The following is a 19300-nucleotide window of genomic DNA, read 5'->3' as shown; positions in this document are numbered from 1 at the left end:
CTCCGTGCAAGTGCTGGAATTCAGAGGTCGAGCAGCCAACTGTGCTGAGGATCGTTATGGAACTGCCAGACCCGTTTCGGCCCGGCCATCACGTTCAGATAATAAGACTCGTAGCCATACGGCACGCTGACCGGGTGATACCCCTTGGGCACCACGACCAGGTCGCTGTTTTCCACGGCCATGGCCTGATCGATGCTGCGGTCGTCGGTGTACACGCGCTGGAACACAAAGCCCTGCGGCGGATTGATCTGGTGGTAATAGGTTTCTTCGAGAAAGCTCTGGTGCGGCAGATCGTCAGTGTCGTGCTTGTGCGGCGGGTAGCTCGAGGAATGCCCGGACGGCGTGCGCACCTCCACCACCAACAGCGAATGCGCAGGCTCGGTGTCCGGCAGGATGTCGCAGACGTAACGGGTGTTCGCGCCTTTGCCACGCACACTGCGCTTCATGTTGTCGGGCTTGATCAGCCGTGGGCCGAAACCCTTGTCCGGCGAACCGGGCGCGGCACATACGGCGATTTGCACGTCGCTGAGTGCCGTCACCTGCGCCTGACTGCCTGGCGGCAAATACGCGGCAAACGGAGATTTGTCTTCAAACACCGATTGCCGATCGCCAAGGTTGTCCCAGTCGAACGCACCCTGCCCCGGCGCTTCGCCCTTGAGGCTGATACGGCCGCTGAGCAGCACCAGACACAACTCCTTATCGCCAGCAGCGACCGGCAAGGTTTCGCCGAGACTCAAGCGATACGCGGCGAACCCGACATATTCCAGTTCACCCTTGGCCAACTCGACCACTGTCCGGCCACGGCCGTTACTCTTGACCAGAAGGCTCATCAGCGGCTCCTCTCATCGAGCAGCGCACGCAAGGTGTCGAAGCCTTTTTTCGCGTAGACATAACTCGGTGCCACGGCGGGATCCTGCTCGGCCTCGACCACCAGCCAACCGTGGTAATCGGCGGCCAGCAGCACATCGAGCAACGCGCCGAAATCGATATCGCCATCGCCCGGCACGGTGAAAGTGCCGTTGATGATGCAGTCAGGGAAACTCCAGAGGTTATTGCGCGCGAGTTGCACCACCGGTTTGCGCACGTCCTTGAAATGCACGTGGCAGATGCGTTCGATGTGTTTGCGCAGCACCTGCAACGGCTCGCCGCCGCCCATGTAGCAGTGCCCCGAGTCGAACAGCAGGCCGACTTCGCTGCCGGTCAGCGCCATCAACTTGTCGATGTCCGACGGCGATTCCACATAGGCCCCCATGTGGTGGTGATACGCCAGACGCACACCCTGCGACAGGGTGAAACGCGCCAGCTCGGTGAGCTTGTCGGCGTAGGCCTGCCACGCTTGTTCGGTGTGAAAACGCGGGCGTTCGACCAAGGCAATGCGCTGGCCTTGAATCGAGTCAGCGACCTCGCCGTAGACCAGCACCTTGGCGCCATTCTTCACCAGCAGCTCGACGTGGCCGCCGATGGCGTCGATTTCCTCGGCCACCGAACGCCGCGCCAGACGACTGGAATACCAGCCGGAGACCAACGCCAGATCGTAAGGCCGCAGCACGTCAGCGACGCCTTTGGCATCCTTGGGAAACTTGCCGTTGAGCTCAAAACCTTCGTAGCCGATCTCCTTGCCTTCGCTCAGCGCGGTGCTCAGCGGCGTCTCGCCACCGAGGGACGGCAAGTCGTCGTTGCTCCAGGAGATCGGGTTGATGCCAATTCGGATAGCGGGCATGGCTGCACCTTTTATTGTTTTTACATCAATCATTAAGACCACCACCGCTCCCCTGTAGAAGTGAGCCTGCTCGCGATAGCGGTGGCACATTCAATTCAGGGTTACCTGACGCAGCTATCGCGAGCAGGCTCACTCCTACAGGATTCGGGGTGAATGCTTAGCTGCGCGATGAGCGCCACGCCTCGATCAATTCGACAAACGTGCCCTGCACCTGCCTGATCAGTGTTTCATCGTCGATCTCGCCGGCCATCCACGCGCGGCTCGGTTCCTGAAAAATCGTCCGGCCCACGGCGAACCCGCGACAGGTCCGGCTCTGGCGCGCCTGCTGAAACCCGGTTGCCAACTCCGCCGTCGGCGCATTCAGCCCCAGCAACACCACGCCACGGCAGTACGGATCACGCTCCTGAATCAACTCATCGAGCTGTTGCCATTCCTCGGCACTTTGCGCCTCGATCTTCCACCACGCCGGATAAATCCCGAGGTTGTAGAGACGTTTCAGCGCGCGATACAAAACCTCCGGATGCGCCGACGGCAGATCCTTCGGCGGAATAATCTCCAGCAGCAACTCATGCCCGCTGACCAGCGACGCCTGATACAAACCCTTGATCTGCGCCTCCTGCTCCAGGCGCAGCAGCGGTTCATCGTCCGGGTGAAACTGCACCAGACACTTGATGATCTGCTCCTGTGGCCAGGCAATCAGATTGCTGCCCACCGAGCGCCCATGTTCGAACGCCAGCGGCCGCGAACCCTGCACTTCCACCGGGCGCGCCACCCACCAGCCACGCCCGGTGGCGGCGTTCAGCGAGTCCTGACCGAAACGCTGATCGGCCAGCAGCCCGACGTCGGCCTCGATGCCCTGCTCGCGCAAATCGGCTTCGACGCGCTCCACGGCCTGAATGAACAGTTGTTTGAGCTGGCAGATCGCGTCGAGATCGCGCCCGCCCTTGTGCGCCAGTTCCACCAGTTGCCCGCGATGATCGAAGGCAAAAATGAACAGCTGCTTCCACTGTTTGCGTGGCACGCTGACCTGATGCAAACGCTGCAGGGTGACGTCTTGATCCGGCCGGGTAATCGGTACCGTGCTGTTGAACAGATAATCGAGTTCGGCGCGGGTCGGCATTGCCGGTGCACAGGCATGCCGCGACACCACCAGACCGCCGCAGGCATTGGCGAGCTGGCAGCAGCGCTCATCGCTGGCGTCCTCCAGCCAACCGGCGAGGAACCCCGACATGAACGCATCGCCAGCACCCAACACGTTAAGCACTTCAACACGCACGCCGGGGAAAATCGCGCCGTCTTCAAGACGCACCGGAATCACCCCGTGAATCACCGTGCAGCCCTGCGGACCGAGTTTGACCACCAATGTCGCCGCACTGACGCGCCGCACATTGCGCAACGCGGTGAGCAAATCCTCCGAACCACCGGCAATCAGAAACTCCTCTTCAGTACCGACGATCAGGTCAAAACGCGGGAGGATTTTCTGCACATGCTGGCTGACGTTCTGATCGGCGACGAAACGGGTTTCGCCGTCCGCCTTACCGGCCAAACCCCACAGCACCGGCCGATAGTCGATGTCGAGAATGCGTTTGACGTCGTGCTTCTCGGCGTACTCCAGGGCCTGGATGCTCGCTTTGTAGATGCCATCGGTGGAGAAATGCGTGCCGGTGATCAGCAAGGCTTTGCTAGAGGCGATAAAGGCTTCGCTGATGTCTTCGGTGCGCAACGCCATGTCGGCGCAGTTCTCGCGGTAGAACACCAACGGAAAGGTTTCGCGGTCCTTGAGACCGAGCAGGACCATAGCGGTCAGACGTTCCGGATCGACCTTGATGCCGCTGACGTCGCAACCCTCGCGGGCCAGCGATTCGAGCAGGAAACGGCCCATGTGATCGTCGCCGACCCGGCTCAACATCGCCGACTTGAGGCCCAGCCGCGCAGTGCCGAAGGCGATATTGGCGGAGGAGCCGCCGAGGTATTTGGCGAAACTGGAAACGTCCTCCAGCCGCGCGCCGACTTGCTGCGCATAGAGATCGACGCCAAGGCGCCCCAGGCAAATCAGATCCAATTGACGCCCACTGGCAAAACGAGTCTGGCCCATGCTGGCTCCTGTTATTTTTATCAGCCTGCGTTCGGGACGGTGGTCGTGCCGAACACTCTTGGTGGATGCAGACTAAAACGACTGGAACCGAACAATCAATAAATATTCCAAATAATTTTTACGTGGAATATTTTTTCCAATAAACTTTTGTACGACCGTTCCAGCCCCAGTGCATCGATTCAGCAGCGTGAGCGCCGATTGCATGCCGCAGATTTTATTCCGGCCTACCCTGTAGACTGCGCACAGCCCACCTATTGTCAGGGGCTGACCGATTCGTCAGCCCTATAAGAACAAGCCAGAAGGATTCTTTATGTCCCGCACCGATCAGCCGGCTACCGACGAGCAAACCTCCGAGCGCGACCTCGCCAGCCCCCCGATCAATGCCGAGCGCCTGCTGCAACTGATCACCGAAGAATACGAAGCCCTGCCGCGCCAGCTCAAACGCATCGCCAGCTACATGAGCCAGCAGAGCGACCGGATCATGGTCGATCGCATCAGCGACATCGCCCGCGAGTGCGAAGTGCACCCGTCGGCCATCGTGCGTTTCTCGCAGCGCTTCGGCTTCAGCGGTTTCAGCGAAATGCAGGCCTTGTTCCGCGAGGCCTACACGCACAAAGCCACGCCGGTGCAGAACTACCAGCAACGCATCCGCAGCATGATCGCCAACAAGTCGCAGAAGGCCAGCGGCGGCGACCTCGCCCGTGAATGCATCGACGCCACCCTCTCCGGCATCGAACGCCTGGGCCAGGAGCTCGACGACGCCGCCTTCGACAAAGCCGTCGACCTCGTCGTCAACGCCGACAATATCTACGTGGTTGGCGTGCGCCGTTCCTTCGCCGTCGCCGACTACCTGGTCTACAACCTGCAACACACCAACAAGCGCATCCATCTGGTTTCCGGCCTCGGCGGCAGCTACCGCGAACAGATGCGCAGCGTGCGCGCCAACGATCTGGTCATCGCGATCAGCTTCACCCCGTACGCCAAGGAAACCCAACACTGCCTGCGCATCGCCCAGCACCATCAGGCGAAAACCCTGATCCTCACCGACAGCAACCTCTCGCCACTGGCCAAACGCGCGAACACCGTGTTGCTGGTCAACGAAGGCAGCTCGTTCGCCTTCCGCTCGCTGAGCGCGACGTTGTGCCTGTGCCAGGCGCTGTTCATCGCCGTCGCCTATCGCCTGGAACTCAAGGTCGACGAAATTCACGAACAGGTCGGCTTCGACGACTGACAATTCCTTCAAGCTCGGCTAGGTTATGCCTTCCCCACCGGTTCGACTTGAAGGAACGCGTCATGAAACTGATCGGCATGCTGGATTCCCCATACGTGCGGCGCGTGGCGATCTCCGCCAAACGCTTAGGGATCGACCTCGAACATGAGGCGGTCTCGGTGTTTCGCCACTTCGAGCAATTCCAGCAGATCAACCCGGTGGTCAAGGCGCCGACGCTGATTCTCGATGACGGCGTGGTGTTGATGGACTCGACGTTGATCCTCGACTACCTCGAGTCTGCTTCAGGCAAAAGCCTGCTGCCGACCGAGTTGAGCCAACGCGCCGGCGCCCTGCGCCTTATCGGCCTGAGCCTCGCCGCCTGCGAAAAAGCCGTTCAGCTCTACTACGAACGCAACCTGCGCCCCGCCGACATTCAGTACCAACCGTGGGTCGAACGCGTCGAAGGCCAACTCGCCGCCGCGTTCAGCGCGCTGGAAACAGAACTCGACAACTACCACTTGCCCACCGACGGCACCCTCGCTCAGGACGGCATCAGCCTTGCGGTCGCCTGGAGCTTCACCGGCCTCGTCGTACCCGACCAGATCGACAACGACCGCTACCCGCGCATCGCCCAATACACTGCATACGCGGAAAGCCTCGAAGCGTTCGTCAGCACCCCGATGACCTGACCATGAGCACCACCGACACCGCCGCCCCGGCGTTAAAGGAAATCTTCAACGCCGAGCGCTTGCAACACATCGCCCGCGAAATGAGCGCCGTGTACCCGGCGTTCAAGGCCAAGGCATTTCTCAAACACGCCCAGGATGGACTCGCTGAATTATCAGTGATGCAACGCATGGCGCGTGTCAGCGAAAGCCTGCACGCCGTGTTGCCGCTGGATTACCAAGAATCCCTAGAAGTGCTTTTCCAACTCGCGCCACGGCTGAACAGCGGATTCGTCAGCATGTGCCTGCCGCATTACGTCGCGAGCTACGGCGGCCACGCGTTCGACACCTCGATGGAAGCGCTGAAGTACTTCACCACCTTCGGCTCCTCCGAGTTCGCCATCCGCCACTTTCTGCGCAGCGACCTGGAGCGCTCGCTGGAACGGATGCACGACTGGACCCGAGACGAAAACCACCATGTTCGACGACTCGCCAGCGAAGGCAGCCGCCCTCGCCTGCCTTGGTCGTTTCGGTTGGAAGCGGTGCAGGCGGATCCGCAGTTGGCCGCCGGGATACTGGATCGGTTGAAGGCGGATGAGAGTTTGTACGTGCGCAAGTCCGTGGCGAATCATTTGAATGATGTGACGAAGGTGCATCCGGAGTGGGTGTTGGACACGATTGAAGGTTGGTCGTTGGATAACAAGCACACGGCGTGGATTGCCAAGCATGCGTTGCGGAGTTTGATTAAGCAGGGGGATTTGCGGGCGCTGACGGTGATTGGTGCCGGGGCGAAGGCTGAGGTTGAGTTGTTGGATGTGCGGGTTGAACCGGCGGTGGTGAGGTTGGGGGAAGCGATTACGTTGTCGTTTGTGGTGAGGTCGACGGTGGCGCATGAGCAGAGGCTGGTGATTGATTATGCGATTGACTATGTGAAGGCGAATGGCGGGGTTTCGCGGAAGGTTTTTAAGTTGAAGACGGTGGTGTTGGCGGGGTTTGGGGTGGAGGTTGTGGGGAGGCGGCAGGTGATTAGGGATTTTACGACGAGGAAGCATAATGCTGGCCGCCATGAGGTACGCATAATGATTAATGGCGAGCGAATTGGTAACACAGAATTTGCCATCACATACTAGCAAGAGCCCAGTTTTAAAAAATCTTGCAATCCAAAACCGCATACCCCAGGTGCCCACCAACAAAACCCGCATCAACTCTTCTTCAATAAAACCTATACAGGACCATTGCCATGAACGTATTTCTGGATACAAATATCTTTCATAACAACTGGCATCTTAAATCAGCACCACTGCGTCTACTATTTCACTATCTAAACAACGAAGGAGGCATCCTATTTGCCTCACGACTCGTCATTCAAGAAGTAGAAAACTTATACAATAGAGGTCTTGACGAAGCGTATCGAAACATTCAAATCACTGAAGGCGAACTCAAAAAATTTTATCCAAATGCGAACATAAAAACTACCGCGCGAGATGAAATTGGCTTATACGATTTCAGCTCATTATTAAGCAAAAAAGTTGAGTTCCTTGAAATTTTTGAATATGAGGAAATTTCACAGACACTGATGACTGAAAGAGCCATACTTAAAATTAGGCCATTCCGTGAAAACGAAAAAGGTTTTAGAGACAGTCTGATTTGGATGTCACTGCTAGAACACGTAGAAAAAAAACAACATAAAAGATGACTTGTATTTTATTACCGGAAACACTAACGATTTCATGGGAAAAAAGGGCCAATTCCACGATGACCTACTACGAGACATAGAGTCAAAAAACCTTTCCTGCAACATTCATCTAATACCATCTCTCCAAGAATTTTTGAAAATGCATGTCGACTCAGACCAACATGCATTAGATCGAAATAAGGCAGAAACCGACTTCTCGTCTTTTTTGGAAGAAAATGCCATTAAATTTTTGGAGACCGCAGAAAACGATACTACCAAGAGTTTGATCGGAATTTTATTTTCGAACATTGGAATTATTTCCGACTATTCTCCAGTGACCGCGGAAGTTGTTGAGGGCATAGAAGACTTTTACTTCGTTAAAACCGAGAGACTGGACAACCACGACATATATATTTCCTGCGTTTTTGAACTGCGAATTGTAGAGCTCAAAATTGACATTTCATCTCGAGAGTTTGAAACCAACCGCGACTCAATATTGAGAAGCGACTTTATTTTTGAGGCAGAGCAAAAAAATGGAATAACTACTACAACCATGTATATAAGACCAGGATTTCTTGCCAGCTTTACATACAATGAAATAACAGAAGAGTGCAATGGATTCTCTGTGGAAAATTTTGCTCTAGTAGAAAGAGGCAGATCATTAAGAAACACCTTCCGAAAAATATTTGAGTGAATTTTATAGCAGGCAACCATTTACAGACCACTACACCCACCTGTTTTCCATCTAATTATAGAGAGAATTATAAAATGGACTCAAACGACGATATTTTTGAAAATCTAATGCACTCATTGGATTTATCGAGAGATCTTCGAAAGGCCAGAACAGTAGACTTCAACTCGGTAAGCGATGCATTATCCTTCAAATTATCTCGCCACTTCAACCCAGAAGACGACATGCAAGAGGAGCTGGAGGATCTAATTCTGGAAATAAACGATCACTACAAGAAAGTCGTCAAACAAACTATTGGAGAAAAGCCAACACTTGAAGAATTCAAAAAAGAACTAGAAAACAACCAAGACTTTAAAAAAACCATTGCTGATGCAAAAAACGCCCAAGACAGTATTGAAAACTTAATCGAATATATCACAGACAACCATCTAGATAACGATGCAAAGGAATTTGCCTCTCTGTGTATCAGTACATTTACCAATATCAACTCGATGCTTCTGGAACAAGACGTAGTCCCTCTAATCAAAAGGGGAATTTACTCAGAAGATCTTGCTTCCGCCATCGAAGTATGGAAAAAAAACGTATTAGAAAAAGCAGCCGACGAAGATTTTTGGCAAAATGAATTATCAGCAAGAAAAGGAATCTTAGAAAGACTAATTGGTGGTCACGCACTATTCCTACAACGAGAATTCCATGTCGGGACTACAAACAAAGCTGGCAAAGGCAGCAAACGTTCCGACTTCGCATTAATTGACAAACTAAACGACAACCTGACATTAATCGAAATCAAAACCCCCGACACAAAACTTATAGGCTCTGTATACCGAGGCACATTTCCATTATCAAGAGAATTATCCGGAACAATCAGCCAAGTACTCAACCAGAGGAATGAGCTAATCATGAATTACTACTCAAAAAGGTACAACAGCGAAACTGCTTTCGAGGTATTTGCACCAAAATGCTTCGTAATCGCAGGAACTTTAAGCAACCTAGGCAAAAACAAAGAAAAACTTAAGGCCTTTAAAGTTCAAAGACAAGCAGTGGCGGCACACGTAACAGTCATAACTTTTGACGAACTATATCACCAATTCTCAACTTTCAACCAGATATAGAGCCAAACAAAAAATGGGGCTGATTTATTTTCTTGATTTATTCACTGAATATAGATCCCCCTTTAGCTTACCAGAGTCACGAGCATTCTCGCCTCTAAAGCACCTATCTATTCAATTGCTACAAATACCAGCTACCAGCTACCGTACGGAATGCCGTACTTGTCGATATACCTCTTGGCCTTTTCACTCACTGGATAGGCGTAGCGTCCACCGTGCCTCCCCTGCTCCGGGCCTAGCGGTTCACTCTCGCCTTGGGCATGGGCGACTTGGACCGGGCGATGGCATGAGTCTCTGACCCAAGCTTGTAATACGCCACCCGGGGCCAGACCCACGTACAGCGACGCCATGTATCGAGCGGCCCTTTCGGGTTTTTCTGGGCAACGTTGGTGCGTTGAGTCCACTATCAACTGCCTGGCTGATTCTGGGATTTCGATGAATCCCTTATAGGTCTTCTGCTCTGATATGGACTGCCAACGGACGAAGATGAGTTTGGGAAGATCGGCACCGATTACCGGCATACCGGAACCACTGACAGTACCCCAACCTCGGGCAGACTCTGTGCCATCTTCTGGTTCACCTCCGGCAGCGGTTCTCCCGCCTGCCTTGAAAAACGTCCTGTTTTTGATATCCAGAACTGTGCTGTCTTCTACCCAAACCTTCATGTAAGCCGGTTCAGTGAAGGCTAGTCCCCACCAATCGGATCGCGGATCGTTCTCGGCTGAAAGTGGGTCGGTAGCTTGGCATCCAGCCACCAGTAAAACACTCAACATTAATATGATTTGCTTCATTGGCGGATGGGTTACCAACTCCCGTAAGGGATGCCAAATTTCTCGATATACCGCTTGGACTTTTCGCTGACGGGATAAGCGTAGCGCCCTTGGTTCTTGCCTTGACTAGGCCCTAGCGGTTCGATCTCCGCCTGTGCTCGCGCGACTTTAACCGGATGGTGGCACTCGTCTCTGACCCAAACCTGTACAACACCACCAGGAGCCAACCCCAAATAGACCGAAGATATATAGGTAGCTTTTTGGTCTGGGGTTTTCGCACAGCGCTGGTTGACCGAGGTCAGCATCAATTGTCTGGCTTCTTCGGGTATGTCCACCCATGCGCGATAGGTCTGAGGCTCTACGATGGATTGCCAGCGAACGAAAATTCGTTTTGGAAGATCAGCGCCAACTACCGCTTTTGCGGACGCGCCCACTCCGTCCCAGCCTCGGGCCGATTCAGTACCATCTTCTGGGTACCCGCCCGATGAGGAACCTCCACCCGTGCGCAGAAACGTCTTGCCCTTAATGTCTTCCACTGCAGTGTCTTCAACCCAAACCTTCATGTAGTTGGGTTCGGTAAAACCAAGCTCCCACCATGGGGATTTAGGGTCATTTTTTGCTGACAGCGGGTTGGCATTACAGCCAGCCACAAAGAGCGTGCACAGCAGTGCTGTAAATAACTTCATTACCAAAGCGTCCAGTCAGGTATGTGTGGGTGCTTTACTCGGATTGCATCTTCCGTGGGGGCGTTGATGTAAACAGCTCTGATGCCACTTCCATCTCTCCTGCCAAGCGGATGGTTCCAGTTGGCGGACGTGTGAATGTACTTGAGTTTGAGCATTTGCTCCTCCTCTGCCGTGGTGCTGTAGTCGCCGGAGACAAAACGATCACACATGGGCTGAAGTTCTTCAGGAACGGCGAAGTCTGGCGTCTCGGGAATGTCTTCGAAGCGAACGCCCTTGGCTTTGGCGAGTTGATGCATCACGCGCAGGCTCACTCTCGACAGTAACCCACTCACCGGACGCTTGAGTTGAACGGCGGCGTAGACTCGTTTGACTCGAGGACTCAGTCGATCCTGAGGACTGATCGGCATCAGTAAAGGAGGTGGTGTAACGACTTCCAGCATTTCGGAAGGCCAGCCGTTGGCTAACCACTGTTTTCTCACATTGACCGCATCCTGGTAGATCGATGTGGTGGTGACATCCACGTAGTTGCCGACTTCTAGCGTTTGCATTGGGCTAATGAGCACACATTCTTCAGCGTCCTCAAGGTAACCTCCACCCACATCGGAATGCACACCCGGCAAGACAATTTCCGGATGATCCAAAGCTACGCGATTGAGAGCAAAGTTAGCCCTGCACTCATCCCGCGCCGCCAACTGCACAACGTCGGTGAAGTAACGTTGGTCGAGGTAGAGTTTGATCCCTGTTGCGACTGCACTTTTGATATTGCCCAAATTGGACCATCCAGCAATCGACGGCACAGTGTCGAACAAACCAATGAAGCCCACATTGATGTCGCCGTTGTATTGATCGACAAAGGTCGGACTGAGGACATCTGATTTGCTACGAAGAATCTCGCCTAAAGGGCCTTGTTTGCCACGCACGATCTCATTGGCGAAATGTCTGGCGGCGGCAGCACCGCGACTGAAGCCAAACGTGTCGAAGGTCAACGAAGCAATTTCACTATCGGGGTTTTTATCTAATATCTCAGTGATACGCTGTTCGACCAAAGTGAAAGAGGATTGGACGCGCCCGGCAACACCGGTTTCGCCACGTCCTGTACCGGCGCCAAATTTACTGTCTTCTTCACCTGAACGGGTACCTATGCCTTCGACGTAGACCATACCGAAAGCTTTCTTTCGTGGTCCCTCTCCCTCAGCGAGTCGCGGTGCCTCATACAGTTCGCTCAGCTTTTTCACGTTGCTGACGTCGTTGGCGTAGCTGCTATCAGGATCGCTCATGTACGGCTGACAACTAGCCGGAATATCTTCCGGAGCAATCGGATGCTGCGCCCCACACAGCAATCCAGCCGCCGTGTTGTTCGCATTATTCCCAGTGCCATCAAAGAAAACCCCAATCCTCAACGCAATCCCGATTTTCTCAGGTTCGCGCGCAGGCTCTTTCCCGTGCTTCTCATATTCCGCCCAACGCTGGGCGTGAATATCGACGGGTTTGGCTTCTTCGTAGCGATAGTTTTTCGGGGGGTTGGGTACGTAGCCACTCATCCATGTTTCCTGGTTCTGATCCTTGAGAACGGCCCAAAGGTTGACAGCCGTGGCTGGGGGGCGCAAGCCGTGGCCGTGTGCCAGCCGGGGTGTGACCGCGGGGTTCGACGAGGGTTTCCCCTCGTCGGGGTGGGGATTAGCTGGCGATTTCGACGTTATCCAGCGCTTGATTGACGGCGATTTCGCCGAGCATCACGACTTGGGCGATGCCCAGTGCAGTTTTGCGGTGGGAGGTGTCGAGCATGGCGGCGAAGTTGAGGAGCATTTCGCTGGCGGAGCCGAGGGATTCGCTGGCGTTGGCGAGCAGGGACTCGCTGTTGTACTTCGGGTTGGCGAGGTACATGCGTTCGGGTTGTTGGGTGCTGGCCATGATTTGGCTGGCGGGTTTGAGGTAGTGGTCGAGGGCGCGTTCGGCGGCTTCGTGGAATCGCTTGGAATCGGGGGATTCGTAGGGGGATGCTGGGTCGGTTTCTGGAGGGTTGGGTGTTGGTTTGATCATGGTGAAACTCCTGATTGTTCACTAGGAGCTACCGGCATCACTTGCAGATGATGGGTGGCAGCTATGCGCGGGTCTGCAAGACCGGGAAACCAGGCACCCGGCAGACCCTAAGGTCTCCCGCACAAAGCCGCCATTGAGTGGGCACGAATGAGTGTCCATTGGCAGGGCTGGGCGTCTGGTTTTTCGGCGGGCTTGCAGACCCGATCACTGATGAGCAGTGACGGGAATCAAGGTACGGAGGGAGTGCCAGACGCACAAGCCGGCGGATTCTGGCTTAGTCGTAGGCGATGGCGCAAGGAGTTGTAGGGCGTAGCCAGCAACGAGAGACACCTATTAAACAAACATGTAGATCATCTGTTTAATAGGTCAGTTGAGATGCAGAGAATTCCGAATCAATGGGTCTCAAACGAATTCCACTGGTGAGTATCAAGATCCAGCGCGCAGTAGGGTTCGAAAACGTAAAGCACAAGCGGATTCTCAATATCTATCGCTGCCACCTGGAGTGACTTGAGATAGGACTGAGCCTCTGCGAATGATGTACCGAATAGAGGATCATCCATTGCCTTCGCGCGCGTCAGCTTGGAAATCGTTTGATCTGGATGTTTTGCCATCGCAATTCGAAAAGCCAGGCTAGCGTCGAAGTGTGTTTTACCGAAGACGTGCTGACGAAGCCGACTGATCACGCTTCTTGAAATACCAACATAGATAGGCACGCCGTTGTCGATCAGCACGTAGCAACCCGAAAAATCTTGCGGCAGTTTGAACTGCTTCAGCAACGATTTAACGCCAACACCGGGCACTGAAAAGTCCTTCATCTCTCGCGGAGTTTCAAGAGATCTTTTCATTCTGGTCATATGGCCGGGCAGAACCGTTTTGGCTAACTCTTCAAATGTGTGCATGCATTCGTGTAACGCCATTGGAGAACTGCTCGGTCGAGAGATGGACGCCAACGCTATCGCGTCAAGTCAGGCCATTACAAGCGATGTAGCACATGTCTATTTAAAGCGACGCCTGAACAATGTGGGGTAATAGATCCCTGTAGCGAAGAACAAAGGAATCGCTACAGAGATCGTTCACATCTAGCTGGCGATTTCGACGTTATCCAGCGCTTGATTGACGGCGATTTCGCCGAGCATTACGACTTGGGCGATGCCGAGCGCGGTTTTGCGGTGGGAGGTGTCGAGCATGGCGGCGAAGTTGATCAGCATTTCACTGGCGGAGCCGAGGGTTTCGCTGGCGTTGGCGAGCAGGGATTCGTTGTCGTACTTCGGGTTGGCCAGGTACATGCGTTCGGGTTGTTGGGGGCTGGCCATGATTTGGCTAGCGGGTTTGAGGTAGTGGTCGAGGGCGCGTTCGGCGGCTTCGTGGAATCGCTTGGAGTCGAGGGATTCGTAGGGAGATGTGGGGTCGGTTTCGGGTGGGTTGGGTGTTGGTTTGATCATTGATGAAGCTCCTACGTCAAAAAAAGGAGCCATCACTCTCGCTACCAAACGAGGGTGGCGGCCATGCGCAGGTTGGTAGACCGGGACGTAGAAAACCGGCGCGCCCGAAGACGCCCTGTGCATGACCACCATAAAAGCCGTGTCGAACAGACACTGCGAATCATGATGCTTATGCAATCTACGAAAACTCAGGGCTACCAAACCCGATCACTGCTTTTCAGTGACCGACAGACGATAAAACCCGCGACCTAGACGCACAAGCCGGCGGATTCTGGCTTAGTCGTAGGCAACGGCGCAAGACGTTGTAAGGCTTTACGGGTTGCTGGAGGCGTCGTTTAAACAAGTAGTGATTTGCTGTTTAGAAGGACGCTTTCGCGAGCAAGCTTTGCTCCTGCGGGGTTGGTAGTGGTTTTACAGGTGTGTGTCGGGGATTGTGCCGGAGTAGAGGTGTTCGACCGGGCCGCTGAGGGTGACGTTGCCGGTACCGCTCCAGTGCACGCTGACGGGGCCGCCGTCGCATTCGACTTCGACGGTGTGGTCAAGCAGGCCCCGGCGGATGCCATTGACGGCGGCGCCGCAGGCGCATGAGCCAGAGCCGAGCGGGATGCCGCCGTTGCGTTCCCAGATGCGCAGGCGGATGTGCTGGCGGTCGATGACCTGCACGAAATGAACGTTGGTCTTGCGCGGGAACAAGGGGTGGCTTTCGAGGGTTGGGCCGAGGCTGGCGATGTCGATACTGCCGAGGTCGTCGACGAAATACGTGCAGTGCGGATTGCCCATGCTGCAGGCGCTTGGATCGCCAGGCAACGGCAGTGCGAGCGTGTCGTACGCCTGCGCCAGGGGAATGTCTGCCCAGTCGAACAGCGGCTGGCCCATGTCGACGGCGATCAAGCCGCCCGGCGTGCGTTCGCAGATAAGCAGCCCACGCTGGGTGCGCAGAGTGATCGATTTGCGACTAGCCTCACGCATCAGTCGATCGGCGGCGCCACGGGTTGCGCTGCCGCAGACATCCAGCGCTGAACCGTCGGCATTCCAGAATTGCAGGCGCGCATCGGCATCATCGCAGTCGAGCACCACCGCGAGCTGATTGAAGCCGATACCTAGATGACGGTCGCCCAGGTGCCGGGCCAGTTCGCTGGTGATCGGGTTGGCGCTGTTGCGGGTGTCGACCAGGACGAAATCGTCGCCGTTGGCGTGCATCTTGTGGAAGCTCAGCGGCATCGGTGGCGCCTTGGCTGCGGGTCTTGTGATAAAGGCTTGAGCGCCGCAGCCAATGGCCGCCCTGCCCTCACTGTTTACTGCTCGCCAGATGATGCGCAACCAGTGCGTTGGCGTGGCCGTGGCCCATGCCGTGCTCGGACTTGAGCCAGGCGACCCGTTCCATGTGCTTTTTGTCGCCGAGGCCGGCAAGGAGGTTCAACCAGTGATCGATCGGTTGGCCGTACTTCTTTTCGATGGAGGGGAAATAGGACGCCGGACCTTTGACTTTGCTGTCTTCGCTCATGCTGCAAGCTCCCTGTGATCGCGACGGAGGGTCGGCTGACGCTCCTTGTCGTCTGGGCATAGAGTGGCCGGGAAGTGGCGATCCGGCAACTACTCCCCTGCGTTCGCGATCACCGGGTTGTTTTGCGGTCCTGATAAAACCGCTCCATCGGTGTCATCCCATCCGTTCTGACCGAGGCAATTGCCTGATAATTCTTCTGGCCCGCTGGCACGATAGGGTCACCGGGAAAGCGATAATCCTTGAACCCCTGCATCACCTTCTGATCAATCGCGTTATCGCCGCAGCTGGCGTACAGCGAAATCACTGGTACCAATGTGCCGGGGATGTACGCGAGCTGCACCTGAACCGGTTTCCCGGGTTGCGTCGCAGTGGTGACTTTTTCGAGGGTTTTCTCCGCCGTTTCTATGTAAGTCTCGAGGTCGCTGCGCACCATGGCGACAAAGAGATTGTTGTAGCGCTGTTGCTGCTCAATGGTCATCGCCACACCTTTGGCACGCAGTCGCTCGACCCCTTTCCAGGATTCGCTGCCACCCGCCTTGCCGGCATTGAAGTAGTGCTCCAGCGCACCTGGCAGATCTTGCGCGCCACCGATGCCGTTCTCCAGATAGGCGGCGACTTTGAGTTCGATTTCCGTATTACCGGGATGGGCAGTGGCGCGCAGATAGAAGTCTCTGGCCGCCACGAGATCCACCGGCCCGCCGATGCCCTCTGCCGCCATGGTGCCGAGTCGCGAATAGGCTGCTGGATTTACTGCGGCGGCGGCCTGATAAATGGCTTTGGCTTGCTGATAATCCTGAGGTACGCCGTGTCCACGTTCGTACAGTTTGCCGAGGATCATTGTGCAGCCGTTTTCCTGCTTGGCAAGGTAACGGATGGTATCGACCTGATCTGACGTAATGTCATCTTTATCGTAAAGGGAAACACATCGCAGGATCGGATACATATCGCCTAACGGGTTGCTGCTGCCGACGGAATGGCAACCGCAGATGAAAGCCGCAAAGGCAAGAACGGCAACAGCCTTGTACATGAAGTAAATCCTTGAAGTTCATTGCGACTGCATCGGCAGAACGGCTGAAAGGATGAGAATGCAACCTGTAGGAATGAGCCTGCTCGCGATTGCGCCAGGTATGCAAATCAAATGTCGGCCGACACCCCCCTTTCGTGAGCAAGTTCATTCCTGCCGGGTGTAACTGAGGTTTCAGGAAACGCCACCCACAACAACACCAATGCCACTCCCGCCACCGCCGCCAACGTCAAAAACGCCGCACGGTAACCCGCCGCCTCAACCACCAGCCCGGCAAGGCCATTACTCAACGCCGCACCCAACCCGAACGCAGTCGAAAGCGCACCCAGACTGACATTGAAATGCCCGGTCCCCAACGTCAGATCCTTAACCACCACCGGAAACAGCGCGCCGAAAATCCCCGCGCCAACGCCATCAAGCAACTGCACCGCGACCAGCCAATAAGGATCATCGGACAAGGTGTAGAGCACGCCGCGCAACGGCAAAATCAGGAAGCCTGCGAGCAACAACGGTTTGCGTCCCCAAAGATCGGCCTTGGCCCCGACCAGTAACGCGACGGGCACCATGACCAGTTGCGCGGAGACGATGCAGGCCGACGTCAGTGGCGTGGCCATGTGTAAATTAGCCTGGGCGAGTTTCTGGCTTACCAGCGGCAACATCGCGGCGTTCGCCAGGTGAAACAGCGCGCAGCAAACCGCGAACAACAACAGCGGTTTGTTCGTCAGCAGCACCGCCAGACCCGACGGTTGCGTGCCATGTCCCGCGCCGCCGGGGTCCAGCCCTCGCGCCACATCGTGGTCGATGGCTTTTGGCGACACAAAGGCGATCGCAGCCACGCTGGCCAGTGCCATCACCGCCATCAGATAAAACACCGCCACCGGACCGAACAGGTAGGCGAATAACCCTGCCAGCAGCGCCGCGCAGGCATTGCCGGCGTGGTTGAATGTTTCGTTGCGCCCGGTGCGGCGGGTAAAGGCTCGTGGTCCGGTAATCCCTAAGGTGATCGCCGAAATCGCCGGAGCGAAAACCGATGCGGCGACGGCGCTGAGCGCTTGCGTCAAGGCGACCAGACTGAATGAACTAACGAAGGGCAGCAGCAGGCAACTGCCGGTGACCAAAAGCGCGGCAATGGCGATGATCGCGCGTTTGTAACGCGTGTTATCGACCAGCGCCCCCGCAGGCGTTTGCGTGATGAGCGCGGCGATCCCGGCAAGGGTCATGACCGCACCGATGCTCGCCGGATCCCAGTGATGCACCGCCAACAGGTAGATCGCCAGATAGGGGCCGAGCCCATCGCGCACGTCGGCGAGAAAAAAATTCAGGCTGTCGAGTGACAGGTTGTTGCGACGATCGAGCTGAATGGCCACAGGCAGCGTCTTCGATGTTCGAGGTTGTGCGAATTGAATCAACCTCCGCTGATTCAGTGACCTGTGGCGTGGGGTCTTAGTTGCATGGGCCGGATGCAATCAGCCGGCCGGACGTGCTCAGATCGAGCGTTGATTGACGCGGTTCATCAGTTGTTCGGCGGTTTCTTTGCGCTCGGAATAGCGATCAACCAGATGAGTCTGTTGGCCACGCAGCAGCACAGTGAACTTCACCAGTTCCTCCATCACATCCACCACACGATCATAAAACGGCGACGGCTTCATCCGCCCGGCTTCGTCGAATTCCATATAGGCCTTCGGCACCGAGGACTGGTTGGGGATGGTGAACATGCGCATCCAGCGGCCCAACACGCGCAATTGGTTGACCACGTTGAACGACTGCGAGCCGCCACAGACTTGCATCACCGCGAGGGTTTTGCCTTGGGTCGGGCGGACGGCGCCGAGCTCCAGCGGGATCCAGTCGATCTGCGCCTTGAACACCGCAGACATGGCGCCGTGACGTTCCGGCGAACACCAGACCTGCCCTTCCGACCACAACACCAGATCACGCAGTTCCTGCACTTTGGGGTGATCGACAGGGACGTCATCGGGCAGCGGCAGGCCGCACGGGTTGAAGATCCGCGTTTCAGCGCCGAAGTGTTCGAGCAGGCGCGCGGCCTCCTCTACCAGCAGACGGCTGAACGAGCGTTCACGGGTCGAGCCGTAGAGCAGCAGGATGCGTGGTTTGTGTTGATCCAAAGAAGACGTCTGCAAGCCTTCGAACAGCGAATGATCAAGATTGGGCAGTTGTTCTGACATATGTCCTCCAGCTCAGAGAGAGCCGATACGATCCAGCTCACGCTGGAGCTCAGCGCGGCTGAGTGCTTTAAAGGGCAGGCCGAGAAAGGTCGCGCAGCGCCGCTCGATGATCGCCAGCGTGGCAGCGAACGCCGCGTCCACGGCGGCATCGTCGCCGATCACATCCGAGGGATCTGCCAGGCCCCAATGGGCTTTGAGCGCGGGGCCGAAGTACACCGGGCAGGTTTCACCGGCGGCCTTGTCGCAGACGGTGATGACAATGTCCGGCGGATTGTCTTCGAACGCGTCATTGCCCTTGCTGGATAAGCCATCGATGGCAATGCCGGCCTGTTGCAGCGTCGACAGGCTGCGCGGCAACACCTGGCCTTTGGGGAAACTCCCTGAACTCACGGCCTCGAATCCGGCGCGCGCCAGATGATTGAACATGGCTTCAGAGAGGATGCTGCGGCAGCTGTTGGCCGTGCACATAAACAGAATTCGCATGGT

General features: G+C 55.8%; 21 protein-coding genes. 6 read left to right on the top strand and 15 right to left on the bottom strand.

Annotated elements, in window-relative coordinates; genetic code table 11:
- Nucleotides 1–20: 20 nt before the first annotated feature.
- The 3 genes from iolB to AK821_RS09215 form a co-directional block, all read right to left on the bottom strand.
- Complete coding sequence (gene iolB, locus AK821_RS09225; RefSeq protein ID WP_064389384.1) at nucleotides 21–830, bottom strand: 5-deoxy-glucuronate isomerase; 810 nt, start codon at nucleotides 828–830, stop codon at nucleotides 21–23.
- Nucleotides 830–1720, bottom strand: coding sequence for a myo-inosose-2 dehydratase (gene iolE, locus AK821_RS09220; protein WP_064389383.1), 891 nt, complete (start codon nucleotides 1718–1720; stop codon nucleotides 830–832). Before iolE ends, iolB begins: the two co-directional genes overlap by 1 nt.
- A gap of 157 nt (nucleotides 1721–1877) precedes the next feature.
- The gene (locus AK821_RS09215; protein ID WP_064389382.1) at nucleotides 1878–3815 is read right to left on the bottom strand and encodes a bifunctional 5-dehydro-2-deoxygluconokinase/5-dehydro-2-deoxyphosphogluconate aldolase; all 1938 of its coding nucleotides are present in this window, start codon (nucleotides 3813–3815) and stop codon (nucleotides 1878–1880) included.
- A gap of 310 nt (nucleotides 3816–4125) precedes the next feature.
- Here AK821_RS09215 and AK821_RS09210 point away from each other — a divergent pair, with 310 nt between their 5' ends.
- The 6 genes from AK821_RS09210 to AK821_RS09185 all read left to right on the top strand — a co-directional run bounded on the left by AK821_RS09210 (nucleotide 4126) and on the right by AK821_RS09185 (nucleotide 9168).
- The gene (locus AK821_RS09210; protein WP_064389381.1) at nucleotides 4126–5046 is read left to right on the top strand and encodes a MurR/RpiR family transcriptional regulator; all 921 of its coding nucleotides are present in this window, start codon (nucleotides 4126–4128) and stop codon (nucleotides 5044–5046) included.
- 62 nt (nucleotides 5047–5108) lie between these two features.
- Complete coding sequence (locus AK821_RS09205) at nucleotides 5109–5714, top strand: glutathione S-transferase (RefSeq protein WP_064389380.1); 606 nt, start codon at nucleotides 5109–5111, stop codon at nucleotides 5712–5714.
- A gap of 2 nt (nucleotides 5715–5716) precedes the next feature.
- The gene (locus tag AK821_RS09200) at nucleotides 5717–6820 is read left to right on the top strand and encodes a DNA alkylation repair protein (RefSeq protein ID WP_064389379.1); all 1104 of its coding nucleotides are present in this window, start codon (nucleotides 5717–5719) and stop codon (nucleotides 6818–6820) included.
- Between the two features lie 110 nt (nucleotides 6821–6930).
- Nucleotides 6931–7386: a PIN domain-containing protein gene (locus tag AK821_RS09195; protein WP_064389378.1), complete on the top strand. Its 456-nt coding sequence runs from the start codon at nucleotides 6931–6933 to the stop codon at nucleotides 7384–7386.
- Between the two features lies 1 nt (nucleotide 7387).
- Nucleotides 7388–8059: a DUF4935 domain-containing protein gene (locus tag AK821_RS09190; protein ID WP_064389377.1), complete on the top strand. Its 672-nt coding sequence runs from the start codon at nucleotides 7388–7390 to the stop codon at nucleotides 8057–8059.
- Between the two features lie 74 nt (nucleotides 8060–8133).
- Nucleotides 8134–9168, top strand: coding sequence for a Shedu anti-phage system protein SduA domain-containing protein (locus AK821_RS09185; protein WP_064389376.1), 1035 nt, complete (start codon nucleotides 8134–8136; stop codon nucleotides 9166–9168).
- A gap of 131 nt (nucleotides 9169–9299) precedes the next feature.
- Here AK821_RS09185 and AK821_RS09180 read toward each other — a convergent pair whose 3' ends face one another.
- The 12 genes from AK821_RS09180 to AK821_RS09125 form a co-directional block, all read right to left on the bottom strand.
- Nucleotides 9300–9956: a DUF2931 family protein gene (locus tag AK821_RS09180; protein WP_064389375.1), complete on the bottom strand. Its 657-nt coding sequence runs from the start codon at nucleotides 9954–9956 to the stop codon at nucleotides 9300–9302.
- A gap of 11 nt (nucleotides 9957–9967) precedes the next feature.
- On the bottom strand, nucleotides 9968–10621 hold the full coding sequence (locus tag AK821_RS09175) for a DUF2931 family protein (protein WP_064389374.1): 654 nt from the start codon (nucleotides 10619–10621) through the stop codon (nucleotides 9968–9970).
- Entirely contained in the window at nucleotides 10621–12162 is a 1542-nt protein-coding gene (locus AK821_RS09170; protein WP_064389373.1) for a T6SS phospholipase effector Tle1-like catalytic domain-containing protein, read from the bottom strand. Before AK821_RS09170 ends, AK821_RS09175 begins: the two co-directional genes overlap by 1 nt.
- Nucleotides 12163–12298: 136 nt before the next feature.
- A complete protein-coding gene (locus AK821_RS09165) occupies nucleotides 12299–12661 on the bottom strand; it encodes a DUF6124 family protein (protein WP_064389372.1) in 363 nt (120 codons plus the stop codon).
- A 392-nt stretch (nucleotides 12662–13053) separates the two neighbouring features.
- On the bottom strand, nucleotides 13054–13578 hold the full coding sequence (locus AK821_RS09160) for a hypothetical protein (protein WP_064389371.1): 525 nt from the start codon (nucleotides 13576–13578) through the stop codon (nucleotides 13054–13056).
- A 162-nt stretch (nucleotides 13579–13740) separates the two neighbouring features.
- The gene (locus tag AK821_RS09155; protein ID WP_064389370.1) at nucleotides 13741–14103 is read right to left on the bottom strand and encodes a DUF6124 family protein; all 363 of its coding nucleotides are present in this window, start codon (nucleotides 14101–14103) and stop codon (nucleotides 13741–13743) included.
- A gap of 411 nt (nucleotides 14104–14514) precedes the next feature.
- Nucleotides 14515–15324 (bottom strand): diaminopimelate epimerase, encoded by an 810-nt coding sequence (gene dapF, locus AK821_RS09150; protein ID WP_064389369.1) that lies wholly within the window; start codon nucleotides 15322–15324, stop codon nucleotides 14515–14517.
- A gap of 67 nt (nucleotides 15325–15391) precedes the next feature.
- Nucleotides 15392–15607 carry a DUF4287 domain-containing protein gene (locus AK821_RS09145; RefSeq protein WP_064389368.1) on the bottom strand — a complete coding sequence of 72 codons (216 nt, stop codon included), beginning with the start codon at nucleotides 15605–15607 and terminating at the stop codon, nucleotides 15392–15394.
- 109 nt (nucleotides 15608–15716) lie between these two features.
- On the bottom strand, nucleotides 15717–16634 hold the full coding sequence (locus tag AK821_RS09140; protein ID WP_064389367.1) for an SEL1-like repeat protein: 918 nt from the start codon (nucleotides 16632–16634) through the stop codon (nucleotides 15717–15719).
- Between the two features lie 107 nt (nucleotides 16635–16741).
- Nucleotides 16742–17998: an MFS transporter gene (locus AK821_RS09135; RefSeq protein WP_064389366.1), complete on the bottom strand. Its 1257-nt coding sequence runs from the start codon at nucleotides 17996–17998 to the stop codon at nucleotides 16742–16744.
- Nucleotides 17999–18115: 117 nt separating this feature from the next.
- Entirely contained in the window at nucleotides 18116–18814 is a 699-nt protein-coding gene (gene arsH / locus AK821_RS09130; protein ID WP_064389365.1) for an arsenical resistance protein ArsH, read from the bottom strand.
- Between the two features lie 12 nt (nucleotides 18815–18826).
- Complete coding sequence (locus tag AK821_RS09125; RefSeq protein WP_064389364.1) at nucleotides 18827–19297, bottom strand: arsenate reductase ArsC; 471 nt, start codon at nucleotides 19295–19297, stop codon at nucleotides 18827–18829.
- Nucleotides 19298–19300: the final 3 nt, after the last annotated feature.

It is taken from the genome of Pseudomonas sp. RIT-PI-r (assembly GCF_001297015.1).
GTDB lineage: Bacteria > Pseudomonadota > Gammaproteobacteria > Pseudomonadales > Pseudomonadaceae > Aquipseudomonas.
Note: the sequence above shows the minus strand (reverse complement) of the source record. Positions and strands in the feature narration are given on the sequence as shown.